The 16,684-nt window shown below is 63.9% G+C and carries 16 protein-coding genes; 7 read left to right on the plus strand and 9 right to left on the minus strand.

Annotated elements, in window-relative coordinates:
• Window positions 1-109 precede the first annotated feature (109 nt).
• The gene (locus AC1C2O_RS12485; RefSeq protein ID WP_495430760.1) at window positions 110-2,761 is read left to right on the plus strand and encodes a penicillin acylase family protein; all 2,652 of its coding nucleotides are present in this window, start codon (window positions 110-112) and stop codon (window positions 2,759-2,761) included.
• Between the two features lie 15 nt (window positions 2,762-2,776).
• On the opposite strand, the gene AC1C2O_RS12490 is transcribed toward AC1C2O_RS12485, so the two are convergent.
• Window positions 2,777-3,376, minus strand: a complete 600-nt coding sequence (locus AC1C2O_RS12490) for a TetR/AcrR family transcriptional regulator (protein WP_495430761.1) — start codon at window positions 3,374-3,376, stop codon at window positions 2,777-2,779.
• Window positions 3,377-3,485: 109 nt separating this feature from the next.
• On the opposite strand from AC1C2O_RS12490, the gene AC1C2O_RS12495 reads away from it, so the two are divergent.
• Complete coding sequence (locus AC1C2O_RS12495) at window positions 3,486-4,343, plus strand: SDR family NAD(P)-dependent oxidoreductase (RefSeq protein ID WP_495430762.1); 858 nt, start codon at window positions 3,486-3,488, stop codon at window positions 4,341-4,343.
• A 93-nt stretch (window positions 4,344-4,436) separates the two neighbouring features.
• Here AC1C2O_RS12495 and AC1C2O_RS12500 read toward each other — a convergent pair whose 3' ends face one another.
• Window positions 4,437-5,198: a GntR family transcriptional regulator gene (locus tag AC1C2O_RS12500; RefSeq protein WP_495430763.1), complete on the minus strand. Its 762-nt coding sequence runs from the start codon at window positions 5,196-5,198 to the stop codon at window positions 4,437-4,439.
• A gap of 237 nt (window positions 5,199-5,435) precedes the next feature.
• Between AC1C2O_RS12500 and ehuB the strand changes: the two genes are divergently transcribed.
• The 5 genes from ehuB to AC1C2O_RS12525 all read left to right on the plus strand — a co-directional run bounded on the left by ehuB (window position 5,436) and on the right by AC1C2O_RS12525 (window position 9,394).
• Window positions 5,436-6,326, plus strand: coding sequence for an ectoine/hydroxyectoine ABC transporter substrate-binding protein EhuB (gene ehuB, locus AC1C2O_RS12505; protein ID WP_495430764.1), 891 nt, complete (start codon window positions 5,436-5,438; stop codon window positions 6,324-6,326).
• 10 nt (window positions 6,327-6,336) lie between these two features.
• Window positions 6,337-7,071: an amino acid ABC transporter permease gene (locus tag AC1C2O_RS12510; protein ID WP_495430765.1), complete on the plus strand. Its 735-nt coding sequence runs from the start codon at window positions 6,337-6,339 to the stop codon at window positions 7,069-7,071.
• Window positions 7,068-7,733: an ectoine/hydroxyectoine ABC transporter permease subunit EhuD gene (ehuD, locus tag AC1C2O_RS12515; RefSeq protein ID WP_495430766.1), complete on the plus strand. Its 666-nt coding sequence runs from the start codon at window positions 7,068-7,070 to the stop codon at window positions 7,731-7,733. Before AC1C2O_RS12510 ends, ehuD begins: the two co-directional genes overlap by 4 nt.
• A 16-nt stretch (window positions 7,734-7,749) precedes the next feature.
• Window positions 7,750-8,532, plus strand: coding sequence for an ectoine/hydroxyectoine ABC transporter ATP-binding protein EhuA (ehuA, locus tag AC1C2O_RS12520; protein WP_495431733.1), 783 nt, complete (start codon window positions 7,750-7,752; stop codon window positions 8,530-8,532).
• A gap of 100 nt (window positions 8,533-8,632) precedes the next feature.
• On the plus strand, window positions 8,633-9,394 hold the full coding sequence (locus AC1C2O_RS12525) for an alpha/beta fold hydrolase (protein ID WP_495430767.1): 762 nt from the start codon (window positions 8,633-8,635) through the stop codon (window positions 9,392-9,394).
• 39 nt (window positions 9,395-9,433) lie between these two features.
• Here the strand turns inward: AC1C2O_RS12525 and AC1C2O_RS12530 are convergent, their stop codons facing one another.
• The 7 genes from AC1C2O_RS12530 to AC1C2O_RS12560 are packed head-to-tail and all read right to left on the minus strand — an operon-like array spanning window position 9,434 to window position 16,642.
• The gene (locus tag AC1C2O_RS12530) at window positions 9,434-10,315 is read right to left on the minus strand and encodes a DUF2510 domain-containing protein (protein WP_495430768.1); all 882 of its coding nucleotides are present in this window, start codon (window positions 10,313-10,315) and stop codon (window positions 9,434-9,436) included.
• A gap of 23 nt (window positions 10,316-10,338) precedes the next feature.
• Entirely contained in the window at window positions 10,339-10,728 is a 390-nt protein-coding gene (gene mnhG / locus AC1C2O_RS12535; protein WP_495430769.1) for a monovalent cation/H(+) antiporter subunit G, read from the minus strand.
• A complete protein-coding gene (locus tag AC1C2O_RS12540; RefSeq protein WP_495430770.1) occupies window positions 10,725-10,994 on the minus strand; it encodes an MrpF/PhaF family protein in 270 nt (89 codons plus the stop codon). Before AC1C2O_RS12540 ends, mnhG begins: the two co-directional genes overlap by 4 nt.
• Window positions 10,991-11,563 carry a Na+/H+ antiporter subunit E gene (locus AC1C2O_RS12545; RefSeq protein ID WP_495430771.1) on the minus strand — a complete coding sequence of 191 codons (573 nt, stop codon included), beginning with the start codon at window positions 11,561-11,563 and terminating at the stop codon, window positions 10,991-10,993. Before AC1C2O_RS12545 ends, AC1C2O_RS12540 begins: the two co-directional genes overlap by 4 nt.
• Window positions 11,560-13,119 carry a Na+/H+ antiporter subunit D gene (locus tag AC1C2O_RS12550; RefSeq protein ID WP_495430772.1) on the minus strand — a complete coding sequence of 520 codons (1,560 nt, stop codon included), beginning with the start codon at window positions 13,117-13,119 and terminating at the stop codon, window positions 11,560-11,562. The genes AC1C2O_RS12545 and AC1C2O_RS12550 overlap by 4 nt, the downstream gene beginning before the upstream one ends.
• The gene (locus AC1C2O_RS12555; RefSeq protein ID WP_495430773.1) at window positions 13,116-13,697 is read right to left on the minus strand and encodes a Na(+)/H(+) antiporter subunit C; all 582 of its coding nucleotides are present in this window, start codon (window positions 13,695-13,697) and stop codon (window positions 13,116-13,118) included. Before AC1C2O_RS12555 ends, AC1C2O_RS12550 begins: the two co-directional genes overlap by 4 nt.
• On the minus strand, window positions 13,697-16,642 hold the full coding sequence (locus AC1C2O_RS12560) for a Na+/H+ antiporter subunit A (RefSeq protein WP_495430774.1): 2,946 nt from the start codon (window positions 16,640-16,642) through the stop codon (window positions 13,697-13,699). Before AC1C2O_RS12560 ends, AC1C2O_RS12555 begins: the two co-directional genes overlap by 1 nt.
• Window positions 16,643-16,684: the final 42 nt, after the last annotated feature.

Below are 16,684 nucleotides of genomic sequence, written 5' to 3' on the forward strand. Positions count from 1 at the left end.
TCGCACTGAAACGCACGCGCCCGGCTAGGCTTCGAATGCGCGCGCCCCGAACGCACGCAAGGGACCGATGACACCGCGTCCTGCCGATGACCTGGGGAGAACTACTTCAATGATGACGGAACCCATCGAGACCGCAGTCGCGCGCGCACCTCTCGGCCCGAAGATCGGACGCATCGCATTCGGCGTTATCGCCGGGCTCATCGTCATCGCTGTTGCGGTCTCGTTCTTTGTGGTCTGGACGATCCAGCGCTCTTTCCCGCAGGCCTCTGGGGACATCGAGCTCGACGGCCTTCAGGCACAGGTCACGGTGCAGCGCGATGTGCTGGGCGTGCCGACGATCACCGCCGACTCCTCGCACGACCTGTTCTACGCGCAGGGCTTCGTGCACGCGCAGGACCGTTTCTTCGAGATGGACTTCCGCCGGCACGTCACATCCGGTCGGGTCGCCGAGATGTTCGGCGAATCGCAGGTCGGAACCGACATGTTCTTGCGCACGCTCGGCTGGCACGATGTCGCCGAGCAAGAGGTAGAAGCACTGGATGAAACAACCCGCGCCTACTACGACGCATACGCCGAGGGAGTGAATGCGTACCTCGCCGAGACCGACGGTGCGGAGCTCTCACTGGAATATGCCGTTCTTGGAATACAGAATCCCGACTACGAAGTAGAACCCTGGGAACCCGCAGATTCGGTGGCATGGCTGAAGGCGATGGCCTGGGATCTGCGCACCAACCTGGAGGATGAGACCGAGCGAGCTCTGCTGGTTGCCGAGGTCGGAGATGACGCAGCCCCCGCCGACAGCATGGCCTTGCTCGAGCAGCTCTACCCTGCGTATCCGTTCGATCAGAACCCGGTCATCGTCCCCACAATCTCAACAGTTCCGACGCAGGAAGGCGAGACAGATTCTGCACCCGCATCCTTCAACCTGGGCAGCGAAGACGAGGCACAGTCGGCTGTGACCACGGTCGCCTGGGAAGAGGCAGGCAGCGTCATCGAAGCCACTAGCCTGCTGCTCGGCGACGTCGGCGAGGGCATCGGCTCGAACTCCTGGGTTGTTTCTGGTGAGCTCACCGAGAGCGGGATGCCTCTGCTCGCGAACGACCCGCACCTCGGCGCCGCCCTCCCCTCCGTCTGGCACCAGGTGCAGCTGCGATGCTCCGAGGTGAGCGACGAATGCCCGTTCGATGTGGGCGGATTCTCTTTCTCCGGACTCCCCGGCGTCGTGATCGGGCACAACAGCCAGGTCGCGTGGGGCTTCACAAACCTCACCACCGACGTCGCGGACCTGTACATCGAGAAGGTCGATGGCGATCAGTATTGGCGCGACGGCGCCCTCGTTCCACTGGATGTGCGCGAGGAGACGGTCAAGGTCGCAGGCGGCGACGACATTGACCTGACGATTCGATCCACCGTGCACGGTCCGATCATCTCCGGGCTCACCGACGACTTCACAGGTGTCGCCGAGGGCCTGGTGATGGCAGACGGCAACGCGCTCGCGCATGGTGAGACGGATGCCGCCGGCGCCCTGTCGGGCGAGTATGCCGTGAGCCTGCGCTGGACCGCGCTGGATGCCGGAACCGCCGCAGCCGCGATCTTCGCGCTGGACACGGCCCAGAACTTCGATGACTTCCGGCTTGCGGCATCCCTGTTCGATGTGCCGGCGCAGAACCTCATCTACGCCGATGTCGAGGGCAACATCGGCTATCAGGCTCCTGGCCGCCTTCCGATCCGCGGCGCCGGTGACGGTTGGCTGCCGCAGCCGGGCTGGGACAGCGCTTATGACTGGACCGGGTTCATCGAGTTCGAAGAGCTCCCCTCCTCGTACAACCCACCTTCCGGCTTCATCGTCACCGCGAACAACGCGATCGTCACAGACGACTACGCCCACTTCCTCTCTCGCGACTGGGACTATGGCTATCGCGCGGCACGCATCGTGCACATGATCGAGCGCCGCGCCGCGCTCGCGCCGCTCACTGCGAAGGACATGCGCGACATCCAGTTCGACAACGAGATGTGGGTCGGCAAGAAGCTGGCCACCGCGATGGGTGACGTCGAGGTCTCTGGCAAGGGTCCCCAAGCAGCAGTCGCGCTATTGCGCACTTGGGATGCCCAGAACAACGCGGCCTCCCCTGGCGCCGCATACGCGAACGTGCTGTGGTCGAACCTCGTGATGAACCTGTTCGCGAATCGTGAGCAGCCGCTGCCGCACGGTGGCCAGGCCCGCCTGTTCACCGTCGTCTCCGACCTGCTGGACAACCCCGCCGATCCCCTCTGGATCAACGAGAGCATTGGTGTCACCACCATGGAGGAGATGCTCACGCTCTCCGCTGAGGATGCATATGACGAGCTCGTCTCACTCCAGGGCAACGTCATCGATCGATGGAACTGGGGCAGCCTGCATGCGATCACGCTGACCAGCGACACGCTCGGCTCTTCCGGCATCGCACCGATCGAAGCACTGTTCAACCGAGGACCGTACCCGGTCAGTGGTGGACCATCAGTCGTAAATGCCACGGGTTGGGAACTCGGCGAGTCCTATGCGACGACCACGGTGCCCTCGATGCGCATGGTGGTCGATCTGGCAGACTTCGACGCCTCGACGTGGAACAACCTGACCGGGGCATCCGGTCACGCATTCCACCCGAACTACGTCGATCAGACAGAGAACTGGGCGGCCGGCATCCAGACGCCATGGGCGTTCAGTGCGGATGCCGTCGACGAGGCGACCGTCGACACCCTGGTGCTGTCACCGAAGGGGTGATGCGCCACAGCGGCCTCAGACGCCGCGGGGCCGCATCCCTTCGAGCGCAGTGTCCAGAAGTCGTTCGACCCACTCGTTGGACAGAGGACCGCTGCGCTGAAGCCAGCGACTGAGCACCGGGCCCCAGAGAAGATCGACGGCGACATCGAGATCGAGGTCCTCAGCCAGCTCGCCGCTCCTCTGGGCGCTGCGCAGTCGCTGCTGCTTGGCCTTTCGCAATGGGCGGTCGAGCCGATCATGGTATGCCGCTGCCAACGCAGCGTCATGCGCGACCTCGGTCGCCAGAGCACGCATCGGCTCAGCGAGACGTGGTTCGTTCAACTCGACCACGGTCGCGCGCAGAACAAGTGCAAGATCGGCGCGGAGGTCTCCGGTGTCCGGCAACTCCGGTGGAGTCCCCTCATCTCCTTCGCTGAGGAGCAGAAAGGCATCGAAGAGCACCGCAGCCTTCGACGGCCACCACCGATAGATCGTCTGCTTACCCACTCCCGCGCGCGTGGCGATCGCCTCGATGGTGAGGCGGGCGTACGGCATTTCCTGGAGGAGATCGAAGGTCGCGGTGAGTACGGCGCGACGTGATTTCTCGTTCCGCCTCGCGGGATCAGGATTCGGCATGCACTCAGCCTAACAAAACGAGACGAGACGTTGCGTGTTGCGGGAGGTTCGAAGTACTGCTATTCTGCTTTCACGAGACGCAACGTCTCGTCTTACCATTGGAGTCTCCATGCGACAGTCGCCCACCACACCCCGCACCTGGTTCATCACCGGCGCAAGCCGTGGCTTGGGTCGCGCACTTGCAGGATCCGCGCTCGAACGAGGCGACCGCGTCGTGGCCGTCGCACGCACAGCAAGCCTTGATGTCTTCGAAGAGCGCCACCACGATCGCATCCTCGCACTGGCCGTCGACATCACCGACAAGACAGCCGTCGAACGCGCGGTAGCGGCCGCGATCGCACATTTCGGCCGGCTCGACGTCGTCGTGAACAACGCTGGCAACATCTCCATGGGCATGGTCGAGGAGTTCACCGAGGCGCAGGCTCGAGCACAGTTCGAGGTCAATCTATTCGGCGCACTGTGGGTCAGCCAGGCAGTGATGCCCTATCTGCGACAGCAGAAATCAGGCCACCTGCTGCAAATCTCGAGCATCGCCGCACTGGGCGGCTTCGCGACCACAGGAATGTACAGCGCGAGCAAGTTCGCGCTGGAGGGCATGAGTGAGGCGCTGGCTGCGGAAGCGGCATCCTTCGGGATCAACGTCACGATCGTGCAGCCTGGCGGGTACTGGACCGACCTCTACTCCAGCATGGTCTCGACGTCGCCATCCGAGGCATACGCTCCGCTGCGTGCCGAACTCGAACGACACTGGGCGGAGGGCTCAATCGACAGCGACCCTCATCTCGCCGCCGATGCTCTGCTCACGCTCGTTGAAAGCGATGATCCACCGCTGCGCCTCCTGCTCGGCAGCATGGTCTACGACCTGGCACACGACATCTCTCGGCAGCGCACGGAGACCTGGTCTTCTTGGGAGCAGGTCAGCCGCGCCGCGGAGCACGCCGTTGCGCGCCCCGAAGTGGTCGCCTGAGCCTCGAGACGTCAGTCTCCGCCGACTTCGGCGGGCGATTGCCAGTTCTTGCGGCGTCTCATCCACGAGCGCGCCGCAGAACTTGCCGCCTCGTCAGACCTCTTCAGCGAACTCGATCGGGCCGATCGCAGGCGGCTCCTCGTCGGCAGGGGTCTCAACCGTCTCGACATCCTCATCTCGGCCGGTCAACCGAGCGATCGCCTCGGCAAACTGGCGCGCAAGCGCCGAGAACGCCGTCAAGGCATCGCCAGCGGCGAGCGCGTCAAGCAGTTCTCGATAGGTCTCAGACACGGAGCGACGCACGGTGTATCCGTTCGGGTCGCTGAAGCTGGCGATGCGCGTCTCGATTGCGAGCGTCGCCATGTAATGCGACAGCCTGCGGCTGCCGGCGGAGTCAACTAGCAGGCGGTGGAACTCGATGTCGGCATCGCCGATGGTTCGAGCATCCGTCCCTTCGCTGGCCTCAACAAGGTCGGCGTAGGCGCGCTCGAGATTCTGGATGACCGATGCGGCCCCGGCCTTCACGATGAGCCTGACGGCCTGTCCTTCAATGGCCAGGCGCGCGTCGTAGACATCGGCAACATGCTCGGGTCCGATGACGCTCACGCGCATGCCGCGCCCAGGGGACGCCCTGAGCAGTCCCTCCTGCACGAGCCGCTGCGTCGACTCCCGCAGCGGGCTGCGGCTCACGCCCAGCTGTGAGGACATTTCGACCTCGCCGATCGGACTGCCGACTGGCAGAGCGCCGGTAAAGATGGCCTTGCGCAACTCGGCGGTGATGAGGTCTACGGTCGACGGTCGCGCGACGCGCACCATCGATATCGGAGATACCGCACGAGGGGTGTGTGAAGCCATATGCATCCCTTCAGGCCGTCGCGCGAAACCGCGAACATCTCATTGTCGATCCTCCGCGCCGAGAAGCGAAGTCGACGCCGAATTCTCAGTCTGCCGCATGATCACGTTTTTGTATACGTGTCGACAATCTGCGCGTCTGACTGTACATCTCTCGACAGATTCCATAGTCTGGGGCACGGTCAAAGGCGCCCGTGCGGAGCGCCCGGATACGGAACCCATACGGAACGCGAGGACATCATGACCAAGAGAACGACACGAATCGGCATAGCCACAGCAGCGATCGGGGCCCTAAGCATCGGTCTTCTTGCCGGATGCGCATCGGGCGGCGATGCCGGCGCTGACGACATGACCACGCTCGAGAAGGCTCAGGAAGAGGGCACGATCACGCTCGCGATCGCGTCCGAGCAGCCCTATTCGTGGGTCGAAGGCGGCGAGCCCACCGGCGCCACGATCGCCATGCACGAGCAGATCTTCAAGAACCTCGGCATCGACAACATCGAAATCGAAGAGGTCGACTGGAACTCGCTGATCCCCGGGCTCAACGCAGGACGCTGGGACGTCGTCAGCGCCGGCATGTCGATTCTCCCCGACCGCTGCGAAGAGGCCGCATTTAGCGACCCTGAGATCATGTACACCACCACGCTCGTTGTGCCCAAGGGCAATCCGAAGGATCTCAGCGACCTCGACTCCGTCGCCGCCGCGGGCGACGTCACGCTCGCCGTGCAGTCGGGTGCGATCGAAGAGGGCTACGCGACAGACCTCGGGATCGCAGGCACCGTGCAGGTCGACAGCGCACAGGCTGGCATCGAAGTTGTTCAGGCCGGACGAGCGGATGCCTTCGCGCTCACCGCCGTCTCGCTGAACTGGATGACGGAAGACATGGATGACGTCGAGACGACTGAGGCGTTCGTACAGGAGATCGACGGAGTCGAGCAGATCGGCGCCGGCGCCACCGTGTTCCGCCCGGACGACACCGACCTGCTCGAGGCGTACAACGCCGAGCTGGCCAAGATCACCGCCGATGAAGGCACCTACCTCGACCTGGTCGAGCCGTTCGGATTCACCGCCGAGAATCTGCCCCCGGCAGATCTGACCACCGAGCAGCTCTGCTCCGGCGACCTGGGCTGATCCGCGTCCAGTGACTGAGAATTTCGAAGCGCTCTGGCGGGCGCTGCCGCAGATCATCGACGGGGTCCTCGTGACCCTGCAGTTGACTGCCGGCGGCGCCCTCCTGGCGTTCGTTGCCGCCATCGGGCTCGGCCTGCTGGCGCGATTCGACAACATCCTGTTGCGCGGTACCGCTCGCATCATCATCGAACTGTTCCGCGGCACATCGCTGCTGGTGCAGCTGTTCTTCTTCTTCTTCGTGTTGCCGCTGCCACCATTCAATATCGAGATGCCCGCTGTGCTCACCGGCATCCTCGCCCTCGGAATGAACTACGGGGCCTACGGAGCCGAGGTCGTGCGCGGATCGATCAATGCTGTGCCGGCCGGACAGTGGGAGGCAACGACCGCGCTCAGCCTGTCACGCACCCATCGCATGTGGCGAGTGATCTTCCCGCAGGCATGGGCGTTGATGATCCCATCGCTCAATAACCTGCTGATTCAGCTGATGAAGGGCACCGCAGTCGTCTACCTGATCACGATCGTTGACCTCACCGCAGAGCTGAATCGCCTGCGCGTGCAGACCGACGTGTTCTTCGCCTACACACTGGGGCTGCTCATCTACTTCGCGATCGCATACGCGCTCACGCTGGGTATGAACGCGCTTGAGACCCGCGCAAAGCACCGCCTCGGTTACGGCGGGAGGTGGCGTGACACCGCCACCACCACCCCGATCCCGGATATGAAGGGGGCGGGTACCGCCGGATGAACGAAGACAAGAGTTTTTGGAGCTGGGACCACGCATTCGCCGTGCTGCCCGATTTACTGTGGAGCTTCCTCACCGTCACACTTCTCGTGACGATTATCGGCAGCGTCATCGCCGCCGTTCTCGGGCTCGTGATCGCCCTGGGGCGTCGCACGACGCCACGCCCGGTCGCGGCCATCATCACACTGCTGATGAACTTCGTGCGGATGACTCCGCTCGTGGTGCAACTGCTGTTCGCGTACTACGTGTTCACGGCGGTGCCGCCACTGGTTCTCGGCACCATCATCATCGGCATCCACTACGCGACCTACATGGCGGAGGTCTACCGTGCCGGCATCGATGCGGTGCCGCCAGGTCAGTGGGAGGCCTCGACCGCGCTGTCTATGTCGCGTGCACGCACCTGGACCGCAGTGATCATCCCGCAAGCGCTGCGCTCGACACTGCCGGCGCTGGGCAACTACGTCATCTCGATGTTCAAGGACACTCCGTTCCTTATGGTCATCACTGTCACCGAGCTCGTGCGTACGGCGCAGCTCTACGGCGGGAAGAACTTCCGCTACGTCGAGGCGATCATCCTCGCCGGACTCATCTACCTGGTCGTGAGCTTCCTCAGCTCGCTGTTGACCAGGCGATTGGAGAAACGTCTTGAATACACCACCGCTTGATAGCCACACCGGCGCAATCACGCTCAGCAACGGCGATGTGCCCGCCATCCGCTTCGACAAGGTCGAGAAGCGCTTCGGCGACCACGTGGTACTGCACGACCTCGACTTCACGGTGCGTCGCGGGGATCGCGTGACTCTGATCGGCCCCAGCGGCTCGGGTAAGACGACGATCCTGCGCCTGGTGATGACGCTCGAGGAGGCGAACGCCGGCTATATCTTCATCGACGGCAACCCGCTCACGCACTATGAAAAGGATGGGCGCCGCGTCGAGTTGAAGGAGAAGCACAAGAACGAGATGCGCAAGCGCATCGGGATGGTGTTCCAGCAGTTCAACCTGTTCCCGAACATGACGGTGATCGAGAACATCATCGAGGCCCCAGTGCACGTTCTCGGGATGTCGAAGAAGGAAGCCCTGACGAAGGCACGCGCGCTGCTGGAGAAGGTCGGTCTGCCCGACAAGGAGAACGCGCATCCCACTCAGCTCTCCGGTGGTCAGCAGCAGCGCGTCGCGATCGCACGTGCGCTGGCGATGGAGCCGGAGATTCTTCTGCTCGACGAGGTGACCAGCGCCCTCGATCCCGAGGTGGTCGGCGAAGTGCTGAACATCCTCCGCGACGTCGCCCGCGATACCGATGTGACGATGTTGATCGTGACGCACGAGATGCAGTTTGCCAGGGACGTCTCGAACCGCGTGCTGATGTTCGACAGCGGACGCATCGTCGAAGAGGGTGCGCCGGAGCAGATCTTCAGCGATCCGCAGGAACAGCGCACGCGTGACTTCCTATCCGCGGTGCTCTGAGCCGGGACGCCGGTCGGGCTGCATTCCGTCGGTCGGCACGCACTCCGGTGTGCGGGCCGCGATCAGGTGTGCGGCCCGCGAGTCGCTATAGGCTCGAGCCGTGCCATCTCGTCTTCTCGCCCCACAGGGGTCTGCGGCATCCATTGTCGAGTTCGTCCACGGCGGAGCCACTCTCGTGGCGGAGTCGTTCGGCGTCGGTCGGCGGCCGTTCGTGCTGCTGCACGGCATCGGCATGGGGCGCAGCGTCTACCTCGACCTGATCGAGAAGTTGCCTGGCCGCATCATCGGCCTCGACCTGCCGGGATTCGGCGAGGCGCCAGAGCCGACCCGCACGCTCACGATGGAGCGGCATGCCGATTTCGTCGCGGCATACCTGCGTTCGGTCGCCGTCAAGGATGCCGTGATCATCGGGCATTCGATGGGCAGCCAGATCGCGGCGGAGCTCGCCGCGCGGCATCCAGATCTGGTGGCAGGTCTCGTACTCGCCGGCCCCACGGTGAACAGCGCATCGCGCAACATCCGCGCCCAGGCGTCGTATCTGCTGCGCGATCTCATCGGCGAGCGACCGACCGTGATCTGGCGCGGAGCACGGGAGTACCTGCGCGGCGGGCCCCACCTCATTCGCAAGATGCGCGCAACGATCGTGCACGAGCCGGAGAAGGCCTTCGCGAAGGTGCACTGCCCGACGCTCGTGCTGCGCGGAGAGCACGATCCGCTTGCGCCGGAAGTCTGGTGCAAGGAGATCATCGACATGATCCCCGGTGCCGAGCTGCGCACCATCCCTGACCACGGTCACGGCACACTAATCAGCGACGCCGGGCTCGCCGCTGGGCTCATCGCGGGCTTCGCTGACCGCCTCTGAGCGGGTTGCTGTTCATACCGAACGGCCCGGCACCCGACCTCACCGCAGCGGAGGTGCCTCTGTCGGCAGAATCATCGTGTAGCGGCGGGAGTGGATCAGCAGCAGCACGAGGCCGCCCATCAGCGCCATGAACACACCGAAAATGATGATGGCGACGCCCCAGATGGCTCCCAACTCGCCGATCAGCGCGATGCCCAGCAGCACAGCCAGCACGCCGAACCCGGCGAGAATCCACCCCATGATCATCGAGACACGATAGCCACGCGGACCTGCATGCCCAGGACGCACACCGAACTTCTGCCCGATATACCAGCTCCAGCGCGCGCCCGTCCACCAACGAGTCACCTGACCCGCGACCGGATACCAGCCGGCGCCAATCCCCTCGACTTCGCCGGGCAGAGGCCGCGCAGACGGATCAAAAACAGCCGTCCCCTGTGGAACCGGGAGCTTGCGGAGCCGGCTGCTCTGAATGCCGCCAATGAGCCAGATCGCGCCTGCCGACAGTGTCAGCACTGGGAGGATGGTCATGTTCGAAGTGCTCGACCAGCTGTAAATGCCGAGCTGCATCATCCCGAGCACGATGAACATGATGCCGAGCGTGATACCCGTGCTCGCGGGCTCAATGGCTAATGCATCGGGGCGAGGTTTGCCGTCACGGATGCGATATGGCGTCCATCCGGTGCCATCCCACCAGCGCACATCCGGTGTGCCAACCACCGGATACCAGCCCATATGCGGGAGCTGCGCAGCCACCGCATACTGCGATTGCGCATACGAATACGGCTGCTGCTGCACGACCTGCTGAACGGGAACTGCCGGCACCATTGCGATCCCGCGCTCATGCGCCGTCCACTGAGAGCCGTTCCACCAGCGCTCTCGCCCTGGAATTCCCGCGTCGTACCAGCCCGGCTGTGCGCTCATATCTCCCCCGAGTGATCCGTGGCTCAGCCCGCGCCGGGCGGGGTCTGCTTCGAGTCCGCAAGATCATCGACGACCAGCCGACGCTCCTCCGTGGTGCCGTTGCGGTACGCCTGACGGCCGACGATGTGAGCCGATAGCGGAGCGGTCGCGAACTGCATCATCACAACGGGCGCCACCAGTGCGAGTCCGAGGAGAATCCCTCCCACCGAGCGCTGCGAGAGCGCGACCGCCAGGCAGACCAGCATGACACCGAGCACCTGCGGCTTGGTCGCGGCGTGAAGTCTGGAGGGCACGTCGCGGAAGTGCAGCAGACCAACCGACGCCGACAGGCACAACACGGCAGCCAGCAGGATCAGCACCAGCACCGCAGTGTCGATGAAGGGATCCGGAATTTCAAGACCGAGCACGTTCATGATGTCGTGTTGTCCCTTCGCGCCACATAGCGGGCGACCGAAATCGAGCCGAACACGCCGACGGCGGCGATGATGAGCAGCACCGGAATACTGCGGGTATGCCCGTTGATCGCCATCTCGGCGCCCAGCACGCACATGACCTCGGTGAGGAGCACATCGGATGCCACAGCGCGGTCAAGGATCGACGGCCCGCGGATGATTCGGAACACGGCAAGGATCGCCGCGAGGGCGAATACCACCGCGATCAGTGTCAGCAGGATGTTCATCGCGCACCTCCTGCACGCTCGTCTGCCTTCAGCGCACGGTACTGCGCCGGACTGCCCAGTGCTCGGACGATTCTCTTCTCCCAGCGCAGAATGCCTTCACGCTGCGCGTCGGCGTCGGCACGGGTGCGGACGCCGATGATGTGCAGGTACAGGATGCGTCGATCACGGTCTGTCTCGACCACGAGCGAACCAGGGATCAGTGACGAAGTGACCGAGACGTGCGTCATGATCAGGTCATCCGCGTACTTCAACGGAACACCGATGATCGCCGCCCCTGGTTGACGGCGGAAGTTAAAGACTTGAATCGTGACCGAGACCGCCCCCATCAACACCGCGAACAGGAACTGCACGAGGAACAGCGCCGCGTACCAGAGGTTGATACGGCCGGACAGCTCGATGGTCGGCAGCCGGAAAACGCGGGTGACGAAGACGGCGACAACGAGCCCGCTGACCAGCGACAGTACCGTGAACTGGTTCCACAGCAGCATCCACAGCACCACGAGCCAGGCGAGGAACGGCAACTGCAGCCACACGTCATGCAACACGTGGCGTCGTGTATCGGGACTCACGGCGCCACCTCCTCTTCCAGCTGGACGAGGCTCACGGGCTGCAGCAGCGATGCGCCAATGCGGTCGCACAATGCGTAGAGAGGGCCAGCGAAGATCGTCAACAGCAATGTGACACCGACCATGCCGCCGGTGGCGACCGTCATGATCCTCGGGATCCGGCGACGCTCCTTCTGCTCGTCAGCTGCGGGAGCGCTGTCGAGGTACGAGATGCGGTTGTCAGCATCGGTCTCCGTCGAGTCCGCCTCCTCGCGCCAGAACGCGAGATTCCATGCGCGCATCAGCGCGTACAGGGTAAGCAGCGAGGTCACGATGCCACCGAAGATCAACACGATCATGAGCGGAGTGCCCACGGATGCCGCGGCCTCGAACAGCGCGAACTTGCCGATGAACCCTGAGAATGGTGGCAGACCACCGAGGTTGATGGCGGGAACGAAGTACAGCACCGCGAGCAGCGGTGCCGCCTTCAGCAGTCCGTTCACACGCAGAATCGACGTGCTGCCTGCTCTGCGCTCGATGAGGCCGACGGCAAGGAACAGAGTCGTCTGCACGACGATGTGGTGCACGATGTAGTACACCGTCGCGCCGACGGCCGCAGGCGTCGCTATGGCGAGGCCGAAAATCATGTATCCGACGTGGCTCACCAGCGTGAATGAGAGAATTCGTTTCAGCTCGGCCTGCGCCACCGCACCCAGTACGCCGATGATCATCGTCGCCAACGCGACGATCAGCAGCAGCGTGTTGATGTCGTTCTCGGCGAACAGCTGCGTCTCCGTGCGGATCAACGCGTAGACGCCGACCTTCGTCAGCAGGCCGGCGAAGACGGCCGTGACCGGCGCAGGAGCGGTCGGGTAGGAGTCGGGCAACCAGAACGACACAGGGAAGATGGCCGCCTTGATACCGAATGCCACAAGGAGCATCAGGTGCAGCACGAGTTGGGTCTCCTGCGGCAGCTCGACCATCCGCTCGGCGATCTGCGCCATGTTCACGGTACCGAGGGCGCCGTAGATCATCGCGATCGCCGCGAGGAAGATGATCGACGAGACCAGTGAAACGACGATGTAGACCGCACCGGTACGGATGCGCGACTCGGTGCTGCCGAGCGTGATCAGCACATATGACGCGACGAGCAGAATCTCGAAGCCGACGTAGAGATTGAACAGATCACCCGCGATGAAGGCGTTGAAGATGCCAGCGGCGAGGATCAGATACGACGGGTTGAAGATCGAAATCGGTGTCTCGTCCGTGCCGTCTGCAGCGCCCTGACCGATGGAGAAGAACAGCACCGCGAGCAGCACGATGCTCGAGATCAGCACCAGCAGAGCTGCAAGCCGATCGACGTAGAGCACGATGCCGAACGGCACCGGCCATCCGCCGACAGACACGGCCAGGGGAGAGCCGCCGTCGACCGCGATCAGCAGCACTGCAGCGATCACTGCGACGGCAGCGAGGGTCGCAACGCTGACGAACACCTGGAGGCGCGGACTGCGCCCGAACACGAGGGTGATTGCCGCGCCCAGCAGCGGGAGTGCGACCAGAAGAGGAACGAGCGCGGTCACGTGCGATCCTCCCCTTCTTCGTCGGATGTTTCGTCGGATGCTGCATCTTCGGGTGCGGCGTCGGTGGTGTCCGGCGGGCTCCACACCCTGTCCACGGGCGCGTCGTTCTGAATCGAGGGGTGATCGCGCATCTGCAGCACTGTGATCGGAGACGTGCGCACATTGACGAAGTCGGTCGTGGCTTCTTCGTCTTCGGCGAAGTCCTCGTCATCCATGACGTCTTCGTCTTCGTCGGTGCGCTCGCGCAGTGCGATATCGGCCTCGTCGTCTTCGACGGTGTCGGCCTGACCCAACTGCCAGGAGCGATAGATCAATGCCAGCAGGAATGCCGAGACAGCGAATGTGATCACGATCGCTGTAAGCGTGAGCGCCTGCGGCAGCGGGTCGCTGACGTCAGTCTCACCGTAGAACGGAGCATTGCCTGGCACGCCCATCACGATGAGCAGCAGCAAGTTTGTGGCGTTGCCCAGCAGCAGGAAACCAATCAGCACGCGCGTCAGGCTGCGCTCGAGCATCGCGTATACGCCCGCGGCGAAGAGCACTGCCATGACGAGGATGAGTGTGAGCGAGACATCCATCAGACGCTCACCCCCCGCACGCGCATTTCCTGCGCCTGCCTGTCTACCTCGGCGCCGAGGCTGCGCAGCACATCGAGCACGAGCCCGATGACGACGAGGTAAACGCCGATGTCGAAAATCGTGGAGGTGACGAACTCCATGTGCCCGATACCTGGAATCTCCCATTCCCAGAACGAGCTCGTCAGCGGGGCAAGGCCGAAGAACAGTGGCAACACTGCGGCGCCGACGGCAAGGATGAGTCCGGCACCCAGCAGGCGACCGGCATCCGCCGGTGCGGCAGCACCAAGCTCCCATCGTCCGCCGGCGATGTATCGCATCACGAGGGCCATGCCGGCGACCAGGCCACCCGCGAAGCCACCACCAGGGCTGTTGTGACCAGCGAACAATAGATAGATCGAGACCACGATGATCGTGTGGAACAGGATGCGTACGATCACTTCCAGCAGAATCGACCGGTTCTCGGGATTCATCTGCTGGCCGCCGACGAGCCAGGCGCGCGGGTTGCTGCGGTTCTCGGCAGTCTGGAAGCGGATGCCCTCGGTCGTCTCGACGAGCGGCGCGATCCGCGCTTTGCGTCTGATTCGCTTCGGCAACGAAGGTCGTTGGGAGAGCATGTCGGCGCGGTGGGTGACGAATACGAGGGATGCCACGCCTGTGGCGGCGAGCACCAGCACGGAAAGCTCGCCCATGGTGTCCCAGCCACGCAGGTCGACCAGCGCGACGTTGACGACGTTCTTGCCGTGGCCGAGCTCATACGCAAGTTCGGGGAAGGAGAGTGAGATTGGGTCGGCGATGCGCGCCTGCGTCGCGGTGACCGCGATGAAGGCCATCGTGACACCGACTCCAATGGCGAGGACTGCACGCGGAATGCGAGACACCGAGGCGTTGTGCTCGCCCATGCGTGACGGCAACCGGCGCAGCACCAGCGCAAAGGTCACCATAGTGACCGTCTCAACGAGGATCTGGGTGAGGGCGAGGTCGGGAGCGCCACTCGTCGCGAACAACGCAACCATGCCGAGCCCGGTGACGGAGACCAGCACTACTCCGGTATAGCGCTTACGCGCTCGTACAGCGACGACAGCGGCGATCGCCATGATCGGCGCGACGGCGATCTGCGTCGGAGTGTGCCAGGCCGACAGATTCAGACGATCGAAGTCGCTGGCGAGGAGTGCCGTCGTCTCAGCGGCGACGAACACCACGAAGATCGTGCCGACATAAACAGGCAGCGAGCCTCGCTGGGTGAGTGTCGTGGTGACGACTGAGAGGCGGTCGACGCCGCGCATGATCAGGGCGTACACGTCGGCGGCCGTGAACTTCAATAGCCGCGTCTTGCGGTCCCAGCCGGTGCGGCGGGTAAGCAGGAACAGCCCGACGCCGAGCAGCACCGAGAGCACCGAGATGCCCAGCGCCGGTTCGAATCCGTGCCAGAGAGCGAGGTGGCCAGGCCCCTCGACCGCCTGGCCTGCGGCATCCAGCCCCGGTGCCGCCGTGACGGCGTATCCGTGCAGCGCGACGTCGACCGCCGGAGCACCGATACCGGCCGCCAGCGTGAGCCCGCCAAGGACGATTGGTGCCGAGAGAAAGCCGACCGGAGGGTCGGGCCAAACAGTGTCTGGCTCGTACGCGCCCTGCTTGTCGCGCTTCTTCCAGAACGCTCCCCACAGGAACCGCACCCCATATGCCGCGGTGAGCATAGATCCCAGAATCACGCCGATCAGGGCAACCAGCGCCCACGCCGAGCCACCCAATGCATCGTTCAGAAGACCGGTCAGCGCCGATTCTTTGGCGACGAACCCGATGGTCGGCGCGATGCCAGCCATCGAGGCCACCGAGATGAAGGCGACCGTCGCCATCACCGGCGCCTGTCTACCGACGCCGGAGAGTTCGTTGATATCTCGGGTGGAGAGCTGACGGTCGATGACGCCGACGATGAGGAACAGCGCCGACTTGAACAGGGCGTGACCGATAACAAGGGCGAGGCCGGCGAGTGCGGTCGCCTGGGTGCCGTAGCCGACCACGACAGTGAAGAAGCCGAGCTGGCTCACCGTGCCGAACGCGAGGATGCGCTTGAGGTCAGTCTCTCGCAGCGCCTGTATCCCGCCGAGCAGCATCGTGAAGACGCCGAGTGAAACGACGATCGGTCGCCATGGATCAGACAGCGCGAAGATCGGGGCGAACCGAGCGATGAGATAGATGCCGGCCTTGACCATGGCCGCGGCATGCAAATATGCGCTGACCGGCGTGGGGGCGGCCATTGCTCCTGGGAGCCAGAAGTGGAACGGGAAAATCGCCGACTTACTCAGCGCACCGACCAACAGCATCACGATCGCGGCGGTGACGACGGGGCCGGTCGGAGCGAGCTCGAGCATCTCGGTGATGCTCGATGTTCCCGTATCGACCACCAGCAGTACGACGCCGACGAACATAACCAGTCCGCCGAGTGTCGTCACCAGCAGTGCCTGCAGTGCTGCACGACGACTCGCGGCGCGGCGGCGGTAGTGACCGATGAGCAGGTAGGAGAGGATGCTGGTGACTTCCCAGAACATCACGAGCATGACGAGGTCGTCGGTGAGCACCAGGCCGTACATGGCGCCGGCGAACCCGAGCAGAACTCCGGCGAACTGACCGAGGTCGGTGGAGTCGTCGAAGAAGTACCAGCGGCAATAGAGCAGCACGAGGGCACCGACCCCGGTGACGATGAGTGTCAGCACCCAGCCCAGCACATCCATGTGCATGGAGAGATTCAGCCCCAGCTGCGGGATCCACTCGATTGTCTCGAACGGTGCCGGATCGGCGGCCAGCACCTGCGGCGTCATGACCAGCGCATGGACGAATGCCGCAGCAGGAATGAGAGCCGCGATCGCAAACGCTTGCGCCCCAAGCCAATGGACCAACACGGGAAGAAGGAGAGCCCCGAGAAGGAACACAGCGAGGAGCACTAGCATCGGCGGCTCCTCAAATAGCTCGTCGGCCTTGCGGCTCAGGCG

The sequence above is a fragment of the Microbacterium sp. Y355 genome, assembly GCF_059445345.1.